7 protein-coding genes are annotated in these 18,786 nt (G+C 72.7%); 4 read left to right on the forward strand and 3 right to left on the reverse strand.

Features of this window, described 5'->3' with window-relative positions; all coding sequences use genetic code 11:
• Positions 1 to 7: 7 nt before the first annotated feature.
• From ACZ58X_RS24485 to ACZ58X_RS24495, 3 genes are read right to left on the reverse strand one after another with little or no spacing between them, the layout of a single operon-like run.
• A complete protein-coding gene (locus tag ACZ58X_RS24485) occupies positions 8 to 982 on the reverse strand; it encodes a hypothetical protein (protein WP_470335731.1) in 975 nt (324 codons plus the stop codon).
• 38 nt (positions 983 to 1,020) lie between these two features.
• The gene (locus tag ACZ58X_RS24490; protein WP_470335732.1) at positions 1,021 to 4,845 is read right to left on the reverse strand and encodes a hypothetical protein; all 3,825 of its coding nucleotides are present in this window, start codon (positions 4,843 to 4,845) and stop codon (positions 1,021 to 1,023) included.
• 3 nt (positions 4,846 to 4,848) lie between these two features.
• Positions 4,849 to 8,556, reverse strand: coding sequence for a PLL family lectin (locus ACZ58X_RS24495; RefSeq protein WP_470335733.1), 3,708 nt, complete (start codon positions 8,554 to 8,556; stop codon positions 4,849 to 4,851).
• A 742-nt stretch (positions 8,557 to 9,298) separates the two neighbouring features.
• On the opposite strand from ACZ58X_RS24495, the gene ACZ58X_RS24500 reads away from it, so the two are divergent.
• From ACZ58X_RS24500 to ACZ58X_RS24515, 4 genes are all read left to right on the forward strand, one after another.
• Complete coding sequence (locus ACZ58X_RS24500) at positions 9,299 to 14,989, forward strand: PA14 domain-containing protein (protein WP_470335734.1); 5,691 nt, start codon at positions 9,299 to 9,301, stop codon at positions 14,987 to 14,989.
• 111 nt (positions 14,990 to 15,100) lie between these two features.
• A complete protein-coding gene (locus ACZ58X_RS24505) occupies positions 15,101 to 16,159 on the forward strand; it encodes a ricin-type beta-trefoil lectin domain protein (protein ID WP_470335735.1) in 1,059 nt (352 codons plus the stop codon).
• A 415-nt stretch (positions 16,160 to 16,574) separates the two neighbouring features.
• Positions 16,575 to 17,690 carry a TIM44-like domain-containing protein gene (locus tag ACZ58X_RS24510; RefSeq protein WP_470335736.1) on the forward strand — a complete coding sequence of 372 codons (1,116 nt, stop codon included), beginning with the start codon at positions 16,575 to 16,577 and terminating at the stop codon, positions 17,688 to 17,690.
• A gap of 49 nt (positions 17,691 to 17,739) precedes the next feature.
• The gene (locus tag ACZ58X_RS24515; RefSeq protein ID WP_470335737.1) at positions 17,740 to 18,657 is read left to right on the forward strand and encodes an alpha/beta fold hydrolase; all 918 of its coding nucleotides are present in this window, start codon (positions 17,740 to 17,742) and stop codon (positions 18,655 to 18,657) included.
• Positions 18,658 to 18,786: the final 129 nt, after the last annotated feature.

An 18,786-nucleotide genomic window follows, 5' to 3' on the forward strand; every position in this document is an offset into this window, starting at 1 on the left:
CCGGCGCCTACCCTTCCGTCCGCCCCGGCTCGGGGGGTTCGTCCCGGAGGGCGCTGTCGGCGAGGTCGGGGCGCTGGGTCGGCGGGATGAAGTGCTCGGGCGGGGGGCTGGCTCCGGCGGCCGGCTCGAGGAGCTCGGCGGGGTGTTCCTTGATCGCGTCCTTGTTCTCCTTGTCGTCCTTGCGGTCCTTGCCGTCCTTGTCCTCCTTGTTCTCCTTGGTGACGTCCTTGTGGTCCTTGACGTCCTTGTTCTTCTCGTCGCGGGACAGTTGCAGGGTGACCTCCCGGGCGACCGGATCGTCGCAGTCCAGGACGAAGGTGGTGGTCACCGTGGCGGCGGCGGGCGGTATGGACGCGGGGGTGACCGTGATCCCGAGGTGGTCGCAGCCGTTGGGCGGGATACTCGGTGGGACATCGCTCAGCAGGTAGCCCGCGCCCATGGCCTGGTCGGCCCGGGAGTTGATGGTCAGCGGACCGGTGCCGATGTTGGAGATCGGGATCGAGATCTTCGGCAGGGCCTCGCCCACGGCCACGGTCGTCCGGAGCGGGGTGGTGTCCATGACGATCCGGGGCTGCAGGGCCTTGTCCGGGCTCGCCGCGGTGGACCAGACGAAGCCGAGTTCCTGCGGGTCGACGTTGGTGATCCGCAGGCTCCAGGGGCGGTCGTCCGGGTTGGTGATGTCGATCCGCACCGTGAAGACGTCGAAGGCGTCCCTGGTCCAGGACGCGGTTCCGACCGCCGCCCCCGTCGCGTCGACGAGCGAGGCGGTGGCGGGCGCCTTCGGGATGCTGGTGAGCGGCCCGGTCCCCGCCCGGAGTTCGATGTCCGGTGCCTTTCCGCCCAGGGGTGCGCAGTTCGGTCCGAGGGCCACCACCAGCAGCGCCCAGGCCGACGCCGACTGGTCGACGACGAAGGGGAGCACCCCGGTGGTGGCGAGGTTGGCGAGCCGGATCTGGCCGGTGTCGGGGAAGATGTCTGCCATGATCGCTTCTCCTGTCGCGGAGGCGCGGTGACCGTCCGTCACCAGGCTCCGAGCGGTACGACGTCGACGAAGACCGGCCGTCCCGGGGCGTTGCCGCCGGAGGGTGCCGGTCGGGTCTCGAACTCCCGGACCACCAGGCGCTGGGCCCGCTGCCCGGTGTCCGGAAGGCTGATCATGTTGCTCTGCCCGAGGACGGCGGAGGCCGTCAGCACGGTGGACCAGCCGGTGACGCCGTCCGGCGCCGTCACCCCGGGGTCCTGGACCTGGAGTTCGGTCCGGACGGTGTTCCCGGCCCCGCCCGGCCCGAGGCCCTCCAGCACGACGCCCGCCCGTCCGGCGCTCCGGGTGACCGTCAGCCGCCGCTGCGGGGCGAGTTGGACCGGCTCGGTCAGCACCACCGGCGAGACGTCGGGGATGCCGGTCAGGGTGTGCGGCTGGTAGCGGGCCAGGGCGAGCCGGACGAACGGGAAGTACGAGGCGGCGACCACCGGTGCCAGGTCCAGGTCGGCGAACCAGCAGTCGCCCTCGGCGTCGAACTCGACCTGGTACAGCGCGGCGTCCAGTTGGCGGTGCAGTTCGGGGAGGGTGACCTGGGCCCGCTGCGCCGCGTTGACCTGGGCGGCGGTGATGACGGCGGGCGGCGCGCCGGTGTCCCGGATCGGGTCGCGCCCCGCGACCGCGACGAAGCGCAGGGCGTCGGCGGGCACCGGTCCGGGCGGGAGGGTGAGCACCACCAGGGCCTCGCCGTCGCCCGAGACGTACCAGGGCCGGTCGAGCAGGACCCGCAGGCCGCCGCCGTGGCGCAGCCGGGTGAGCGACTGCTGCCCGTCGGTGATCCGGGTCCAGCCGAACGACGGTACGCAGCGCAGCAGTCGGGGCACGGGCGGGCGCACGGTGCTCGGCACGTCGAGGTCGGCGAGCTGCCCGGTGGCGGTACAGGCGCCGGGGTCGGAGGCGAGGACGCGCGCGAAGCAGTCCTCGAAGCGGGACACGGCCGTCACGGCGTAGCTGACGTGGTGGTGGCGGGTGTCGCCGAACTCCTGGCGGATCACCGGGAGCGCCTCCAGGCGCGGCAGGTGCTGGACCTCGTACGAGCCGACGTGCGCCGTCCGCCGGGTGGTGGTCGGTGCGGCGGGCGGGTTGTCGTCCGGGTCGGTCCATTCGGCGTGCAGGTCGATCCGCCCGGTGCTCGGGATGTCGATCAGCAGGTTGTCCGGGGCGAGGACGGTGTCCCGGTCGCCGGGCCCCCGCCGGGCCGTCAGCTGCCCGCCCGGGTCGGTGAGGGGGCGTTGCACCGCGTGCACCAGGGTGACCGTGCGGGGTGGCGTGATCAGGCGGTTCCGGCCGGCGACGATGTCCTGGAAGGCCGGCTGGTGCGGCACGTTCGGGTCGACGCCCTGCCAGAGCGCGATGCCGAACAGGGCGACGTCGCCGTATGTCGGGCAGGACGGGATGTCGAAGGTCACCTGCTCGGCCGGGCCGAGCGCGACCGTGACGTGCCGTGGGTCGGCCCGGCTCACCGTGCAGCCGTTCGCGGCCGCCTCCAGCCGGACGGACGCGGTCTGCAGGTCTGGCCAGGCGCCCTGCCAGATGGCGATCACGGCCTTGTCGGGCGGGACGATCGCCCCGGGCCGGCCGGTGCCGGGGTCGATCGGCCGGGGCCGGGCGTTCAGGGCGGCGCAGACGCCGCTCCGGTCGGCCAGCCAGGGCAGTGCCGCGTCGGTCTCGGGCACGATGACGTACGGGGACGGCACGGCCGGTCCGGCGGGGACGGTACGCGCGCCCGGGATGTCGGTGACCTCGCGATCGGCCCGGGTGGCGACGTCGAAGAGCCCGGCAACCGCGGTGTCGGGCACGGCGGGGCCCAGCGCGGCGTCGAAGGCGCCGTCGTACTGCATCGCCAGGGCGAGCGAGCATTTCGGCGGCAGCAGGTGCCGCAGGTCGTAGGAGCGGTAGCCGTGGAGGGTTGCGTAGTCGGCCGCGGAGCTGCCGCGGTCGCTGCGGATCACCATCCGGTCGTGGCCGTCGCCGTCGTCCCACTCCCTCGTGGGCACCAGTTCCGGGGGCGGCAGCGGCTCGAAGCGGTAGTAGGTGATCGGGTCCGACCGGGCCTCGGCGGGGCCGACCTCCTCGGCGCGCGGCCCGCCGCCGGCGAGGTCGGCGATCCGGACCCGGACCCGGTACGTGCGGCCGAACCGCAGCCGCGGCAGGGAACCGGGGTCGCACTCCACGGTGGTGTCGAGGGCCGTGGCCACCGGGGCGGGCACGGTGTCCCCGGTACCGGTGACCCGTTCGGGCCGCTGGGCCACCTGGCTCCAGCCGTCCCAGCGGGCCACGATCTCGTGCAGGTACAGCGTGTCGGCGTCGCCGAAGCCGGTGACCACCGCGCCGGGGCGCAGGTAGCCCTCGTCCAGCAGGCCGTCCGGCAGCAGCGGCACGCCGCCGACGGTGTAGTGCACCCGGCGTCGGCACAGCGAGTGCCAGGTCCGGTGCTTGTCGTCGAACACGTCCATCCGGTAGCCGCCGAGGAGGGAGTCCGCGAGCAGGGCCGAGGCCATCAGACCGGCCGGGGTGCCGCGCTGCCGCGCCCGCTGGAGCTGCTTGCCGTGTTCCTCCTGCCGCGCCCGGTCCACCAGGGCGAAGCCCGTCGAGTGCAGCGCGGGCAGCGCCCCGACCGGAACCGGGGAGCTCCCCTCGGGCGGGGCCGACGCGGCGTCCGACCGGGCCGTGCTGACCAGCCGCAGGGCCGCACCGTCCACGTCGAAGGGCAGCAGCTCGAAGCGGGGGTTCGCGGAGGGTGCGAGACCGGCGCCGGTCAGCGGAAGCAGGCCGTCGCTGAACCCGGTGGAGGTCGGTCCGTCGACGGAGGAGGGCACGAAGCGGGTGCCGGTCAGGGTGTAGGCGGTGGCGGGGGAGAGGTCGGTCTGGGTCGCCGCGCTCCAGCCGGGCAGCGGGTGCGGGCCCGGGCCGGGCCACAGCGGCACCACGCTCAGCTCCGCCGGGTGGGCCTGGTCCACCGGGGTGAGCGCGGAGGCCGGGACGGCGAGGTCGAGCAGCAGTCCGAGCGCTCGCAGGACGACGGGGTGGTCGACCAGGTGTGTGACGGTCTGGTGGAACTCGGGCACGGGCGCGGCGTCGGGGCCGATCCGGTCTGGTGGCGCAGTGGTGGCGGGGGTGCCGCGCCGGTAGAAGGCGTAGGCCTGGGCGAGCGCCGGCGTGGCACCGGTCGGGGCGTCGGTCGGGTTGGCGTCGGCCGGGGCGCCGACGGGCGCCAGCAGGCCCGGCTGCCATTGGTCGGCGATCGCGCGCAGCGCGGCCCGGAGCCCGGGGTGGCTCTCCGGCGCCGCGCCGCGGTGTGCGGCGTGGGCCTGGGCGGTGGCGGTGTAGATGCCCTTGACGTCGGTACCGGCCCGGCCGGCCGGGAAGGCCTGGGTGTCGCGGCTGTCGAAGCTGCTCGGCCGGTACGGCTCCACCGGCATCGTGGCGGTGATCAGGGCCTGCCAGACGGCGAGTTGCCGGTCCGGCGGGAACTGGACGGTGCTTCCGTCGAGGGCGGTGTACGGGACGCGTACGGACCGCAGCGGCTGTCCGGCGCGGCGGACCTCGAAGCCCGTGCCGGCGAGCCACCGCGGCCAGTCCTGCAGCCCGAAGTCCGTGACGGTGAGCGCCGTTCCGGCCGGGCCGATCAGGCGCGGTGTCAGCAGCACCGACAGCAGGGCCATCGGTTCGGACTGCCCGGGGACGGCTGTCACCCGGCCCGCCGGGATGACCGTCCAGACGAACTGCCGCTCCAGGCCGGCCGAGTCGTGTGGGCCGGCCGAGTCGTGCGGGCCGGGTCCGTTGTGCGGGCCGGTCGATGACATGGCTCACTCCCCTGCGAAGGCCCGGCAGTAGGTCTGCCATGGGAAGGACTGCCCCTGCGGTCCGAGCGCGGCCCGGACCGAGGGGTCCGCGGTGGTCGAGGCGCCGGGGAGGGCGGCGCGTTGTCCGGCGGAGGGCGGGCAGTTGCCGAAGCACTTGTGGCACTCCAGCGTGAAGGACTTGGAGAAGAAGGTGAGGTCCACGGTGACCACGAGCCGGGCCGAGCCGCTCAGTGAGCCGCTGGGGGCGTCGTACGTCAGGGCGAGGGTCAGCTCGATCGAGACGCTGATCAGCCCCAGCAGGGAGACGCTGCCGCCGATCCGCAGGTACCCGGTGACCTCGGTGTCTGTCCCGTTCTTGGCGAACACGACGCCACCGAAGACGTGCACCTCCGCGGACACGATGACGAAGTCCATCACGATGGCCGCGCCGAACTCGATCCCGCCGGTGAAGCGTTGCAGGCCGCTGTCGGTCCCGCCGGCGCTCAGGCCGAGTTCCAGGTACCCGCCGCCGCCGAAGCCGGACACCGTGACCAGGAACGGCCGCTCCCGGGTGCCGAACGCGAAGTCCATCAGGAGGGGCTGGTCGGTCAGGGAGAGCGTGACGCCGATCTGGATGGTCAGGTTCTGCAGGCTGAACACCAGGAAGCCGATGCTGGGCACGGCCACGGTGTACGAGGCGGTGATGCCGGTGGCCGAGGTGTCGATCCTCGGGCCGTCCTCCCCGAACGAGAGGTACTGCTCCAGGGTGGCGAGGAAGCCGAGGTCCCCGCCGAGCGTGACGTCCGAGAGCCGGACCTTGAGGTCCAGCCGTTTGCCGGGGTCGGCGGTGAAGGTCACCGACGGGAAGGTGAGAGTGACGTACGCGGGGGCGTTCGGGTCGGGGACGATCAGCCGGAAGTCGGTGATCACCCCGGTGGCGTGCATCTCCGCTCTGCCGTCGACCAGTCGGGATTTCACATCGATGCTCAACGAGCAGTCGTTGCCGTGGTGGAACGGGCCGGCGTCCTGCGCCAGCCCCTGGTGCCAGGTCAGCTCCGCGGACGGGGTGGGCGTGTCCTCCCCGGTCCAGAGGAGCGTCGGCGGGCCGGAGACGGCCTTGATGAGGCTGCTCAGCGGGACGACGCCGAACAGGGTGGCGTCCGGGGCGAACAGCTTGGCGGGCACGGTCTGGAAGGCGTCGCTGACGGCCGGCCCGAGCGTGCGGGAGACCTGTGACACGGTCATGTTGGGCGCCGACAGCCCGCCGACCCGGGCCCCGGCGGCCCCGAAGTCGAGCGGCAGGGGCGTCACGAGTTCGAGCAGCGCGTCGGGGGTCGGGCTGCCCCAGGGCGTGTCGACGAGCGCCTTCGCGAGGGTGGCGGGGAGCGCCGGGAGCGGGCCGAGGAGCCGGCGGACGGCCGGCAGGCCGACGGTGAGTTGGGTGACCTGCGGGTAGAAGCCGACTCCGCTGGGGGAGAGCCCGGCCCCGGTCCCGCCGAAGGTCATCGACTGGACCTCCTGCACGGCGCCGTCCACGGCCCGGGTCGCCGACGCCATGGCGAGCGGGACGCGGACGCCGATGTCGGAGAGCGGGCGGCCGAGGTTCGCGAAGGGTCCGGTGTGCGGGCCGGTCCCGTAGATTCCGTCGAGCGCCACGCCGTGGTCGGCGCCGGTGGCGGCGTCCTCGACGAACAGCAGCGGCAGGTGCAGCTCCACGTACTGCTGCCCGGCCGTGGCCTGGAGGGTGAACACCACCGGGGCGCCGCCCCTGGTCGGCCAGAAGCACCTCGGCGGGGTGGCCGAGGAGTCCACCGGGATCCAGGAGGCGTCGTCGAGGTCGCCGGTCTGGCCGGGATCGATCCAGACGCGCTGGAACGGGAACCGGCGCTCGTGCGGGCCGCCCGCGCCGATGCCGTAGTCGTCGCGGACGGGTTCGGTGACGATCAGGAAGGCCTTGCGATGCAGGGCGGCCACCGCCGGGTCCGTGCCGTCGAACCGGCGGTCGGAGACCTCGACGTAGGCGGCCCGGTGGCCGAACGGGAACAGGGCGCCGGTGACGGACACCTCGACGTGGACGTCCCGCCCGAGCGCGGCGTCGTGGGCCCACTCCAGCCGGGGCCAGTGGGCGGCGGCGCAGAACCGGGCACCGAAGGCGCTGAGGATCAGCCGGTCGACGGCGAGGGGGACGGCCGGGTCCTCGGCGGCGGCCGAGACGATCTTGCCGTACCAGGTGTCCAGCGGGGTGCCGTGGTCGGCGCCGTCGGCCAGGGACCGCACGGGGTGCGCCGTCAGGTGCCCGTCCGGGCCGGCGATCCGGCTGTGCCACAGTTCGGTGCCGCCGGCCGCGCCGGTGGCGGGCAGGGTGCGGTGGGTGCAGCGGGCGTCCGGCTGGAGGGTGAGCAGCAGGTTCCAGGGGACTTCGAGCCGGGCCAGCAGGTCGGCGGTGGTGGCGGTCGTGACGAGCAGCGGCAGGCGGTTCATCGCGTCGAGCAGACCGGCCACGGTGAGGGTGACCGGGTCCGGGCCGACGGCGAAGCACAGGGTCGACGGCCCGGCCAGGAAGCCCTGGGGCGGCTGCCCCGACTCCACCACCGTCTCGGCCAGGTGCTGCGGGGGGACGTCCACCAGCAGGTGCCCGCCGCCGGGGTCGGCGATCAGTTGCACCGTGCCGTCGGGCAGGGTCCGCTGGTGCAGGCCCTGGCTCCGGACCGTCAGGGTGACCAGGTCCTCGGGGCGCAGCACGGGGTAGCTGTCCGTGGGCGCGGCCGGCAGGTCGAGGAGCTGCCAGTCCTGCCAGCCGTGGTCGAAGCGGCGGTGCATCAGGGCGGTGCCGGACCAGACGGCGAAGACGTCGAGGCGGCCACCGCCGGAGGCGACGGCGGCCAGCCGGGCGTCGGTCGGGCCTCGTGTGCTGGTCGGGGCCCCGGCGGTGAGGTCGCCGCCGAGCTGCTCCCAGCCGAGCCAGGGGGTCAGGGCGGAGTGGTGGAGGCCGCGGTCGCCACCGAGGAAGACGTCACGCTCCGTCGCGGCGAGGCAGGTGAGGGAGCGTTCGTCGCCGTCGGGGAGCGGACCGAGCGCCTCCCAGGGCGGTGGCCGGTGGGTCGGCGGGGTGTCGCTCTCCAGGCGGGCGTGGAGCAGCAGGTGTTCGTGGGGGTCGGCGAGGAGCAGGTCGACCCGGCCGGGTGCGGCGGCCGCGGCCGCGAGGTGGCCGGGTGGTCGCTCGCCCGTACGGAGCACAATTGGCCCCTTGCTGGGGTGGGCGTGCAGGAATTCCCAACCGTGGGTGCCGGTGTCCCGGAGGGTGTCCAGGACGAGGCGGACCTCACCGGCCCGGCCCGGCACGACCGTGAAGCCGGTCACCGGGCCGCCGCCCCGGGCCGGGGTGCCGAGCGACGTCCAGTGCGGGCGCTCCCCGGCGCCCGGGCGCAGGCACCGCAGCTCGCCGTCGGTGCCGAGGGCGAACAGCTCGACCGGGCGGCCCTCGACGGCCGTCGCGCTCAGCCAGTTGAACCCGGGGGCGGCGGTGGAGCTGGGGGTACAGGGGGCGCCGGGGGCGCCGGGGGCGCCGGGGGCGCCGGTTGTGGGCCAGGGGCCGTCCAGGGTGCGCCAAGGGTGCCAGCCGCCGTCGAAGGCCCGGTGCCGTACGGTGCCGTCGTCCGCGCCGACGAAGAGATGAAGTCTGCCGTGCCCTGGCGAGCAGACGGCCAGGGCCCGTGCCGGGTGGGTGTGCATCAAGCGCCCCCAGCAGATGGACGCAGCGGATGGATACCGCGCAGGGATACCGCGCAGGGATACCGCGAGGGATGCGGTGCCGATCGGCGGGGGCGGCGTACGGAGCACCGGGTGCCCACCAACTGGCGGTGGTTCCAGGCTATTCCCGGTTCGGATGCGGCTCAATTCCTGGCCCCGGCCCGCTGTCCGGGCCGGGTGGCGTCGCTGCGCGTGAGCGCACCCGGGCCCGACCGACCGTCACGCGCCGTCGCCGGTGCGCTCGACGGGCCGTACGGTTCCGGCCAATTGGGGCCCGGGCGCCGGGCGGCTCCACGACTCCGCTTAGGGATACCCGTGGGCATGAACGTCATCATGTCCCTGACAGGGAGAGGTGGCGGTGGCGACCGGGCCCTGCGGCGGGTGTTCCGTTTGGCGGCCCGGCGGTCCGGTGGTTCCGGCCAAGGTGCACGACACCCGTTCCCCGGGGCCCGCCGGTCGCGGAGGATGCCAGTCGTTGCGTATGCCTCCCGGTCGGGAGTGGAAGAGCGTCGGCCCGCGCCCTGATGCGTCGCGGATTCCGGCGGGCGTCGACGGCGTTGGAGGGGCCTTGTCCAGAGGTGCCGGTATGGCGCGGTCGTCCGCGCGCTCGTGGTTCCGGTGGGTCGTATTCGTGGTGGCGACGGTGTTGGTGGCTTCGCTGGCCCAGGCGGGAGGCCTGCCATCGGCGCAGGCGTCCGCGCCCGCGCCGCCCGCGCCCGCATCCGTGCCCGAGCCCGCCGTGTCGAGGACGGTGCCGCGGGACCTGCCGGTCCTGTCCGTCCCGGCAGCGGCCGAGCAGAAGCCGCAGGCCGAGGTGAGGCAGCCGAAGGCCGACTTCGCGCCCCTGGCGAGCGGCGGACATCCGCCGTCCGGCGCGCGCGGAGCCGCGCGCGCCGCAGCCCCGGCGGCGCCCCAGACCAGCCTGGTGTCCCCGGTCGACGGTGCCGTGGTGGGTACGGAGACGCCCGCGCTGCAGGTGGCCGCGGCCGGGGACGGTGTCCTCTACTGCTTCAAGATCTCCACCGGGTTCGACGGTCGTTCGGGCAGCGTGGTGGACTCCGGGTGCCTCGACCAGCCGCAGTGGACGGTCCCCAAGCACGTGCTGCACGACGGCGGCCGTTACACCTGGACGGCGGCCACCGCGGTGTCCGGCGGGACCACCGCGACGCCGCCGCAGTGGGTCGGGCACTTCACGGTCAACCAGCGGGTCGGCGACCCGGGGCCCGCACCGACCGACCACCTGGGCCCGGTGACGGTGAACCTGTTCAACGGCAACGCGCACGTCGAGGCCGCCGGGCCGGCGTTCCAGACCGTCGGCGGATCAGCAGGGGTGAACCTCGCCTACAACTCGCGGGAGGGCGCCCCGCACGGTGTCCGCACGTCGTACTTCAACGACACCCGGCACGCGGGCACCCCGGACGCGATCCCCGTGATGGTGCGCGGCGAGTCACAGGTCAACCTGGACTGGGGCATCCCGTGGACCGGCAACCCGGACAACCTGCCGTGGCGTGACAACCCGATGCCGCCCGCCCTGGACAAGAACTGGTTCGTCGTGCGCTGGGAGGGCCAGTTCAAGGCCCCGGTCACCGGGGACTTCCGGTTCGCCGGCGCCCACACCGACGGCGCCCGGATCTGGCTGGGCGACAAGCTCGTCTACGACAACCCCGGGCCCGCCGAGCCCGGCGACGACTTCCTGCTGCCCGGCCCGCGCCAGACCAGCGAAGTGGCGTTGAAGGCCGGCCAACTGGTGCCGATCCGCGTCGAGTTGTACCACCACTCCGACCAGCGCCCGCGCATGGTGCTGTGGGCCAAGAGCAGCACCGGCACCGACGACCACCGCGCCCACAACCTGGATCCGAGGATCGTGCCGACGGAGTGGCTGTTCTCCGCGGATTCGCAGGCGCTCCCGGCGGGTTGGACGCTGTCGGCGCAGTCCAGCGGCTACAGCCGCGCCGAGATGCTGGACGGCTCGGTGGTGCTCACCGACGGAGCCGGCGGCAAGCACACCTGGGCCAAGGCCTCCACGGGCGGCTACGCGCCGCCGGTCGGCGAGGACGGCGTGCTCGCCTTCGACACCTCCGGCCGGATCACGCTCACCGAGGGCGACACCGTGTCGCTGTTCAACCCCGACGGCACCCTGGCCGCGGTCGAGTCGGTCCTGGACGGCAAGAAGCCGGCCGCACTGCAGTACGTCTACAGCGGGACGCCACCACGGCTGACGCAGATCAAGGACCCGGTCTCCGGCCGGTCGCACCAGCTCTTCTACAACACCGACGGCAGCGACGGCTGTTACGGCGGAACGTCCCGCCCGCCGGGCTCCGACCCGGCCCCGCCGCAGATGCTGTGCCGCGTCCGGTACTGGGACGGCAGCGAGACCAGACTCTGGTACCAGATGGGCACCCTGGCCCGGGTCGAGAGCCCCGGCGCGGTCATGCAGGACTTCGACTACCTGGGCCGGGCCTCGGCCAAGCAGCGCTACGACGAGGCCGGGGACAACGAGGAGGAGAAGCAGAAGGCCCTGGACAGCATCGGGCCGCTGGCCACCATCCGGGACAGCCTGGCCTACGACTGGGTGGCGCGCCAGGCCCCGACCGCGGCGAACGGGTGCACCAACACCGGTGACACCGCCGCCGCCTGCACGGTGATCGGCTACGACTCCGTGACCGAACAGCCCCAGGAACCGCCCGCCCTGCGCGCGGTCCAGGTGCTGGCACCGGCCCCGGACGGCCGCTCCGGCGACAAGCGCGCCGAGCACTTCTACCAGTACTACCTGGAGCGCAAGCAGGCCACCGTGGCCCTGGCCGGGGTGTACGACTCCACCCGCTCCCGCACCGTCACCTACGACGACGCCGGCCGCACCCTGGTCACCACCGACTTCACCGGGGCGAGCATCGCCGCGGAGTGGAACACCAAGGACCAGGCCACCGCGGCCGTCGACAGCGCCGGCCGACGCTCCACCACGGTCTACGACCACGCCGACCGCCCGGTCGACAAGTACGGGCCCGCGCCGGCGTCCTGCTTCACCGGCCAGACCCCGACACCCGCGTGCGCGGCGACGATGCCGCACACCCACACCAGCTATGACGAGGGCTTGGTGGGGCTGTCCGCCGCCTTCTACGACAACCCGGAACTGGCGGGCGTCCCGACGGTGTTCTCCACCGGGGTCGGCGCCGCCGACGGGGCACTGTCACGGTCGTGGGGAACGAGTCCACCGGTGCCGAACACCGGTGGCTGGTCCGGACGCTTCACCGGCGAGCTGCAGTTCCCGGCCGCCGGGCAGTACGGCCTCGGGTTCACCGCGGTCGACGGAGTCCGGCTCTGGGTCGACGACGTCCTGACCGTCGACAGCTGGGGCGACAAACCCGCCACCGCGGTCACCGGCACGTACGCCAACACCACGGCCGGGAGTTGGCACCGCGTCCGCGTCGACTACTACAACCGCTCCGGCACGACGGGGGCACTGGCCTTCACCTGGACCCCGCCCGGCGCCGGCGCCCCGGCCCCGGTGCCCGGCACGAACCTCGCGCCCCGCTACGGCTGGGCGACGGGCACGACGACCGACGACACCTCCGGGGGCGACCAGGAGCGGGCACCGTCCAGGCGTGGTGCGAGCGGCTACGCCGACCCGGCCGCGGGCATCGACCCGGTGTACGGACTCAAGGTGTCCGCGACGGCCGACCCGGGCGGACTCAATCTCACCGCCCGCTCCACCTTCGAACGGCCGGGCACGGGTTACTTGCGCAAGGTGGCCGAGGCGCTGCCGGCGGGCGACATCACCAACCCGGACCGGCGTGACACCACCACCTACTACGGCGACACCGAGACCCGTGCAAACCCGTGCGACCCGAACGCCCCGGCCGCCAACCAGGCAGGCATGACCAAGACGGTCACCGGGGCCAAACCGGGCAGCGGGCCGGCGTTCACCAGCGAGTCGGTCTACGACGAGGCGGGCCGTCTCGTCGCCGAGCGCGTCGACGACGAGCCGTGGAGCTGCACCAGCTACGACGCGCGCGGTCGGACGGTCCAGAAGGTCTTCCCGGCCTTCGGGGACAAGCCGGCGCGCACGGTCGACTACGACTACGCGGTCGGCGGGGACCCGCTCATCTCGAAGGCCAGCGACCCGAACGGGTCCATCACCACCGTGATCGATCTGCTCGGCCAGGAAGTGGGCTACACGGACGCCAACGGCGTCACGTCGACCTCCACCTATGACCAGGTCGGCCGGTTGACCACCGACACCACCACGGTCAAGGGCGTCTCCAGTACCGTGTCCTACGCCTGGAACGACGCCAACCAGCTGACCCAGGTCAAGCTCGACGGCGCCGTCGTCGCCACCCCCGCCTACACCGCTGCGGCCGAACTGGCCGCCGTCGCCTTCGGCAACGGGTCCCGCCTCGAGTCGTTGACGCGCAATGACTCCGGCAAGCCCACGGCGTTGGTGTGGAAGACCGTGGCCTCCACCGTGGTCGACACCGTTACCCGCTCCCGGGACAATCGCATCACCGACGACGCGGTGACCGAGGACGGTAAGAACACCGCGAGCTACTCCTACACCTACGACCCGGTGGGCCGGCTCGCCGCCGCGAGCGTCCCGCACCACCGGCTCACCTACCGGTTCGACCCGGCCGACGGGTGCGGATCGGCCACGACCACCGGGCTGAACACCAACCGCACCGCGTCCACCGACAGCCGCGACGGCGCAGCTGCGGTCACCACCAACTACTGCTACGACGGAGCCGACCGGCTGACGGCGACCACCGGCGGCCTCGCGCTGGAGTTCGGCTACGACACCCGCGGTGACGCCGTGAAGATCGGCGGCGACGCTCTGGGGTACGACTCCACCAAGCGCCACGTCTCCACGACCACCGCGGGTGGCACCACCATCGCCTACACCCGCGACCCGGCTGACCGGTTGACCGGCCGGACCGTTACCGGAGCCGCCGACCAGTCGAAGAACGGGACGACCCACTACTCCTACACCTCCAAGCATGACGACGCAGACCTGGTCCTGGACAAGGACGGCGCTCTGCTCCAGCGGATCGTGGCGCTGCCCGGCGGCGTGCTGCTGACCAAGAACTACGACCGCGTCGCCACCACCAACTGGTCCTACCCGAACATTCACGGCGATGTGCTGTTCACCGCTGACGGCACCGCCGCCCGTACCGGCGCCCTGCACCTTTACGACCCGTTCGGGCAGAACATCGACCCCACGACCGGTGCGTTCGCCGACGTTCCGACCCCGGCCACTGCGGCCGGCGGCATGGACTTCGGCTGGTTGGGCCAGCACGAGCGCCCCGTGGAGCACCTGGCCGGCCAACAGGCGATCGAGATGGGCGCCCGTGTCTACCTGCCGGTACTGGGCCGGTTCCTGCAGCTGGACCCGGTGTCGGGCGGATCGGCCAACGACTACGACTACGTCAACGCCGACCCCGTCAACGGACTGGACCTGGCCGGGACGTTCTCCTGGAAGTCGGTGGTGCACGTGGCGACCACCGCGGCCGAGGTGGTGGCCTACGTGCCCGGCCCGATCGGAACGGTGTCCTCCGGCTTGGCCGCAGCGGGCCAACTCGCCCAGGGCAACAAGGCTGCCGCAGCGATGGACGCGCTCGGCATGATCCCCGGCGGCAAGCTCGCCAGCACGGTGGCCAGGAACGCAGCCAAGGAGGCCTCGACGCTGGGCAGGGCCGCTGCGGCCGTCGAGAGGTGCAACTCGTTCTCCCCGGATACACAGGTGGAGATGGCCGACGGCAGCACGAAACCGATCAGCGACATCCATGAAGGCGACCAGGTCATGGCCACCGACCCGGCCACCGGTGTCACGGTCGGGGAGCCCGTCGCGGGGGTCATCGTCGGCCACGGAACCAAGCACCTGATCGACATCGTCGTCGAGGGCCTTCGACGGGCTCCGATCACCGCCACCGCCGGCCACCCCTTCTGGGTCCAGGACCGTGGCTGGGTCGACGCCGGGGACCTCAGGACCGGAGACCTCGTCCGCGACCCGACCGGCGCCGACACCGTGCGGGTCACCGCGATCCGCGACCGTGGTGACGTCGCCGACCAGACCGTCTACAACCTCAGCGTCAGCGGCATCCACACCTACCACGTCCGAGCCGGTGCCACCTACCTCCTCGTCCACAACGCCGCGTGCCCCCTGCACGGGAACGACGCCGTCAAGGAATGCCCGTTGTGCCGCATCAACGGCACGGGGGAGCGCAAGGCCGTCGACACCGTGGCGGAGCACGAAGTAGGGGCCAAGTCGACCAGGGCGGAGGCCAGCGCGCGAGTGGACGCGGTGGACAACCTCAGCCACGCCCACGTCGATTCGACCGGCCTGAGCGCGGTGGTGGTCGCCGGCGCCGCAGCCGCGCGACTGGGGCACGCGACGAGGAGCGCGATCAGCAGGTTCAGGAGGTAGGGAACGCCGTCCGAATCCTCGGCTGCCCGTCGCCCGACCGGAACACGCACCATGAGAGGACCACATATGGCCAGATGCACAGCCAGGAAGAGAAGATCGTTGTGGCGGGTCGTGACCGCGATCGCCGCGATGGTGGGTGCGGCCCTGGGGGTCGGAGCGGTTCCGGCCACCGCCGCGCCCCCGGCGGAGACGAGCCTCACGGCGCTGGTCCAGCTGACCTTCACCAACGTCAGCAACGGGAAGCAGCTGGACGTCCTGGACGGCAGCTACGACGACAACGCGCCCGTCTCGGTCAGCCCGGCGCCGGGGTCCGCCACGACGTGGCGCATCAACACGGGCATGACCTTCGGCTCGGGGTTCGCCATCGTCAACAACACCACCGGCAAGTGCATGGACCTGACCACCGCCCGCTACCAGCTGCGGCAACAGCCCTGTGACGGGCGGGCGTCCGAGCAGTGGTACGTCCAGCCGGTCGCCGGGTCGGCGCAGAAGGCGTTCAGGATCCGCCAGGTCGGCGACAACACCTGCCTGACGGTCCAGATACCGCCCGCCATGGACAACTGGGCGTACACCTACCGCTGCGACAACACGCCGTACCAGCAGTGGACGCTGCCCGCCGAGGTCTACCAGACGGCGTGGAACATCGCCGTGGACTACGCGGCCGCCCGGTGCAACAAGGACACGGCGACCTGCTCGTGGTCCACGGCCAGCCAGACACCGCCGTTCACGCTGCCGGAGGCGTGCGTCTCCCCGATCTGGTTCAACGACACCTCGACCACGATCCCGTGGGAGTTCTCGCTGAGCACCACCACGGGGTGGACCAACACCATCGGCTTCAAGCTGGGCGGGAGCCTGAGCGTCGGCGGAAACATCGGTCTCGCCAACGTCACGCTCGAAGTCACCGGCGAGATCAACGGTGCGACCACGGTGGACCTCAAACAGGAACTGGGCAGCAAGCTGACCGTGAGCGTGCCCCCGCGCCAGTACGGGTGGGTCACGCTGTCCGAACTGGCCACCAAGGCCACCGGGACCTGGACGTTCGACGCCCAGGGCTTCCCGTGGACCGCCGACGACACCATCACCGTGCCCCTCAAGTACGACACCAAGGGCGGCGCGAGCATCTACAGCGCACGGACCAGGCCCACGTTCACCAACTGCGCCGGAACGTAGCAGCGCCGCCGGGCGCGGGAAGCCGGGCAGGGGGTGTGATGGCCAGGGCCACCACACCCCCTCGTCGCGTTGTGTGACCAGCCGGGGGCGGTGCGCGAAGGTGTCCGACCGTGCCGCCGGCGTGGGCGACGCTGCTTGTAGGCTCGTAGGGAACAGCTCGGATTCTTGAAGGGGGAGCCCGGTGCACGCCCGTCGGTGGACAACTGTGGTTGCTGGAGTCGTCACGCTGAGCAGCCCGGCGGTCGCGTATGCCCGCGGCGGGGGCGGGAGCCACGGGTTCAGCGGCGGGGGCAGCCATGGTGGTGGGGGCGGTGGCAGCCACGGCAGTGGCTTCCACGGGTCGACCGGCGGCGGCTTCGGTTTCGGGTTCGGCTCCGGAGTCGGGAGTGGTGGCGGTGGGTTCCTCCTCCTGCTGGTGATCGTCGCCATCCTCCTCCTGGTCCTGTGGATCAGGTACCGGCGCCGGAGGACGGCGCAGGCGGTCGGTCTGAACACGGTGTCGGACCGTACGGCGCACCGCGCGGACGAGCAGGCGCGCGAGCGCGCCGCCCAGGTCGGGGCCCGGGTCGACGCCATCGCCGACACGGATGCGACCTTCGACCGCGCCGCGCTCGAGAGCCGGGCCGTCTGGCTGTACGTGACCGCCCAGAACGCCTGGACCCGACACGATCACGCCACGTTGCAGCAGATCCTGTCCCCGGTGCTCTACGGCAAGTGGGCCGATCAGCTGCGCGACTACGCCTCGCGCGGCGAGGTCAACGTCGTGGAGGTCGTCTCCGGCCCGGCGGTCGAGCTGGTGGACGTCGCGAATCGCGCGGGCGAGGAGAACGACACCGTCACCTTCCGGGTCACCGCGACGCTCAGGGACTACGTGCGCCGCGGCGACGGCGCGGATGCCGTGCGCAAGGACGGCTCGACGCGCCCGGTCGAGTACTGGACGCTGCGCAAGAACCGGGCCGGGGAGTGGATCGTGTCGTCGGTGGAGCAGGCGGCCGAGGGTGCGCACCACCTGACCGGTGCCATCGAGACGGACGGCTGGGACCAGAAGGAGGTCGCCCGCGAGGCCGTGCTCGAGGTGGCCGGCAGGACCGCGGTCAAGGGCGCGGGCGACATCCTGTCGCTCACCAACATCTCGTGGAGCACGGATGCCGACACCGCCGTCGGCGATCTGAGCGTGCTCGACGGCCGGTTCGACAGGGCCGTTCTCGAGGTGGCCGTCGAGCGGTTCCTCGAGGAGTGGGTCATGAACGACGGCAGCCTGGACTTCACCTCCGTCCGCACGGTCGACCGAACCGTCATGCGTGACGCCGTGGTCAGGTCGGTCACGGTGCGCTCGCTGGTCTCACGCGAGCCGGTCGTCTTCCGCGTCGCGGTCGGCGCGGAGGGCGTCTACTACGAGGTCGACCGTCGCACCGAGCGGGTGCTCCGCGGCGACCCACGCGAGCGCCGGCCGATCACCTTCGCGTTCGACCTCCGGCTGGACGACACGTCGACCAAGGCGTGGACGGTGATCGCCGCCGACGTGGAGTAGGGCGTCGCGGAAGCAGGCGTGACGTCAACTGGCGTGCGAGCATGGCCGGATGACTTCGAGCATCGAAGAGGCACAGGAACTGCACCGGGTGACGACACCGGTTCTGGAGATCGCCTACCAGCGGACCGGTGAGCGCCGCCGGGAGGCCGACGCCCCGGTGATCCTGCTGCACGGCTTCCCCTACGACGTGCGGGCCTACGACGAGGTGGCGCGGCTGCTCGCCGAGGCCGGCCGGGAGGTGCTGACGCCGTACCTGCGCGGCTTCGGGCCGACCAGGTTCCTGGACGGGGGCACGCCGCGCAGCGGTGAGCAGGCGGCGCTCGGGCAGGACCTGGTGGAGTTCATGGACGCGCTGGGGATCGAGCGGGCCGTGGTCGCGGGCTACGACTGGGGCGGGCGGGCGGCCTGCGTCGTGGCGGCCACCAGCCCGGAGCGGGTCCACGGCCTGGTGGCGGCGGGTGGCTACACCGTGCAGGACATCGCGGGTGCGACGGAACCGGCCGCCCCGGAGGCGGAGCACAACTTCTGGTACCAGTACTACTTCCACTCGGAGCGCGGGCGGCTGGGGTTGGAGCGTAACCGCGAGGAGCTGTGCCGCCTGCTCTGGCGGCTGTGGTCGCCGACCTGGGCGGGGGCGGACGAGGCGTTCGCGGCGTCGGCGGCCAGTCTGCACAATCCGGACTTCGTCGAGGTGGCGGTCCACTCCTACCGGCACCGCTACGGGCTGGTGGCGGGGGATCCGCGGTACCGGGCGCTGGAGGAGCGGCTGGCGGCCCGGCCGCCGGTCGGGGTTCCGACGGTGGTGCTGGTGGGCGGTGACAACGGGGTGATCGCGCCCGCCGACCAGACCGGCACCGAGCGGTTCACCGGTCCGTGCGAGCTGCGGACCCTGCCCGGGGTGGGGCACAACGTGCCGCAGGAGGCGCCGGCGGCCTTCGCCGAGGCGGTGCTGAGCCTGGGGTGCTGAGAGTCCGAGGTGAGCTGTGGGGGGGGGGGGGGGGGGGGGCCCCCCCCAACCCCCCAGGGGGAGCCCACCCCGTCTTACGCACCCTTTTTTTCTTTTTGAACCCCAAACCCAAAAAGTGAAAGGGCCCGT

Source organism: Kitasatospora sp. NPDC040550, assembly GCF_055594965.1.

Excerpts from the sequence above, each read along its gene's own strand:
- ACZ58X_RS24495 (WP_470335733.1), bottom strand. The coding sequence starts at position 8,556 with ATGCACACCCACCCGGCACGGGCCCTGGCCGTCTGCTCGCCAGGGCAC.
- ACZ58X_RS24515 (WP_470335737.1), top strand. The coding sequence starts at position 17,740 with ATGACTTCGAGCATCGAAGAGGCACAGGAACTGCACCGGGTGACGACA.
- ACZ58X_RS24485 (WP_470335731.1), bottom strand. The coding sequence starts at position 982 with ATGGCAGACATCTTCCCCGACACCGGCCAGATCCGGCTCGCCAACCTC.
- ACZ58X_RS24490 (WP_470335732.1), bottom strand. The coding sequence starts at position 4,845 with ATGTCATCGACCGGCCCGCACAACGGACCCGGCCCGCACGACTCGGCC.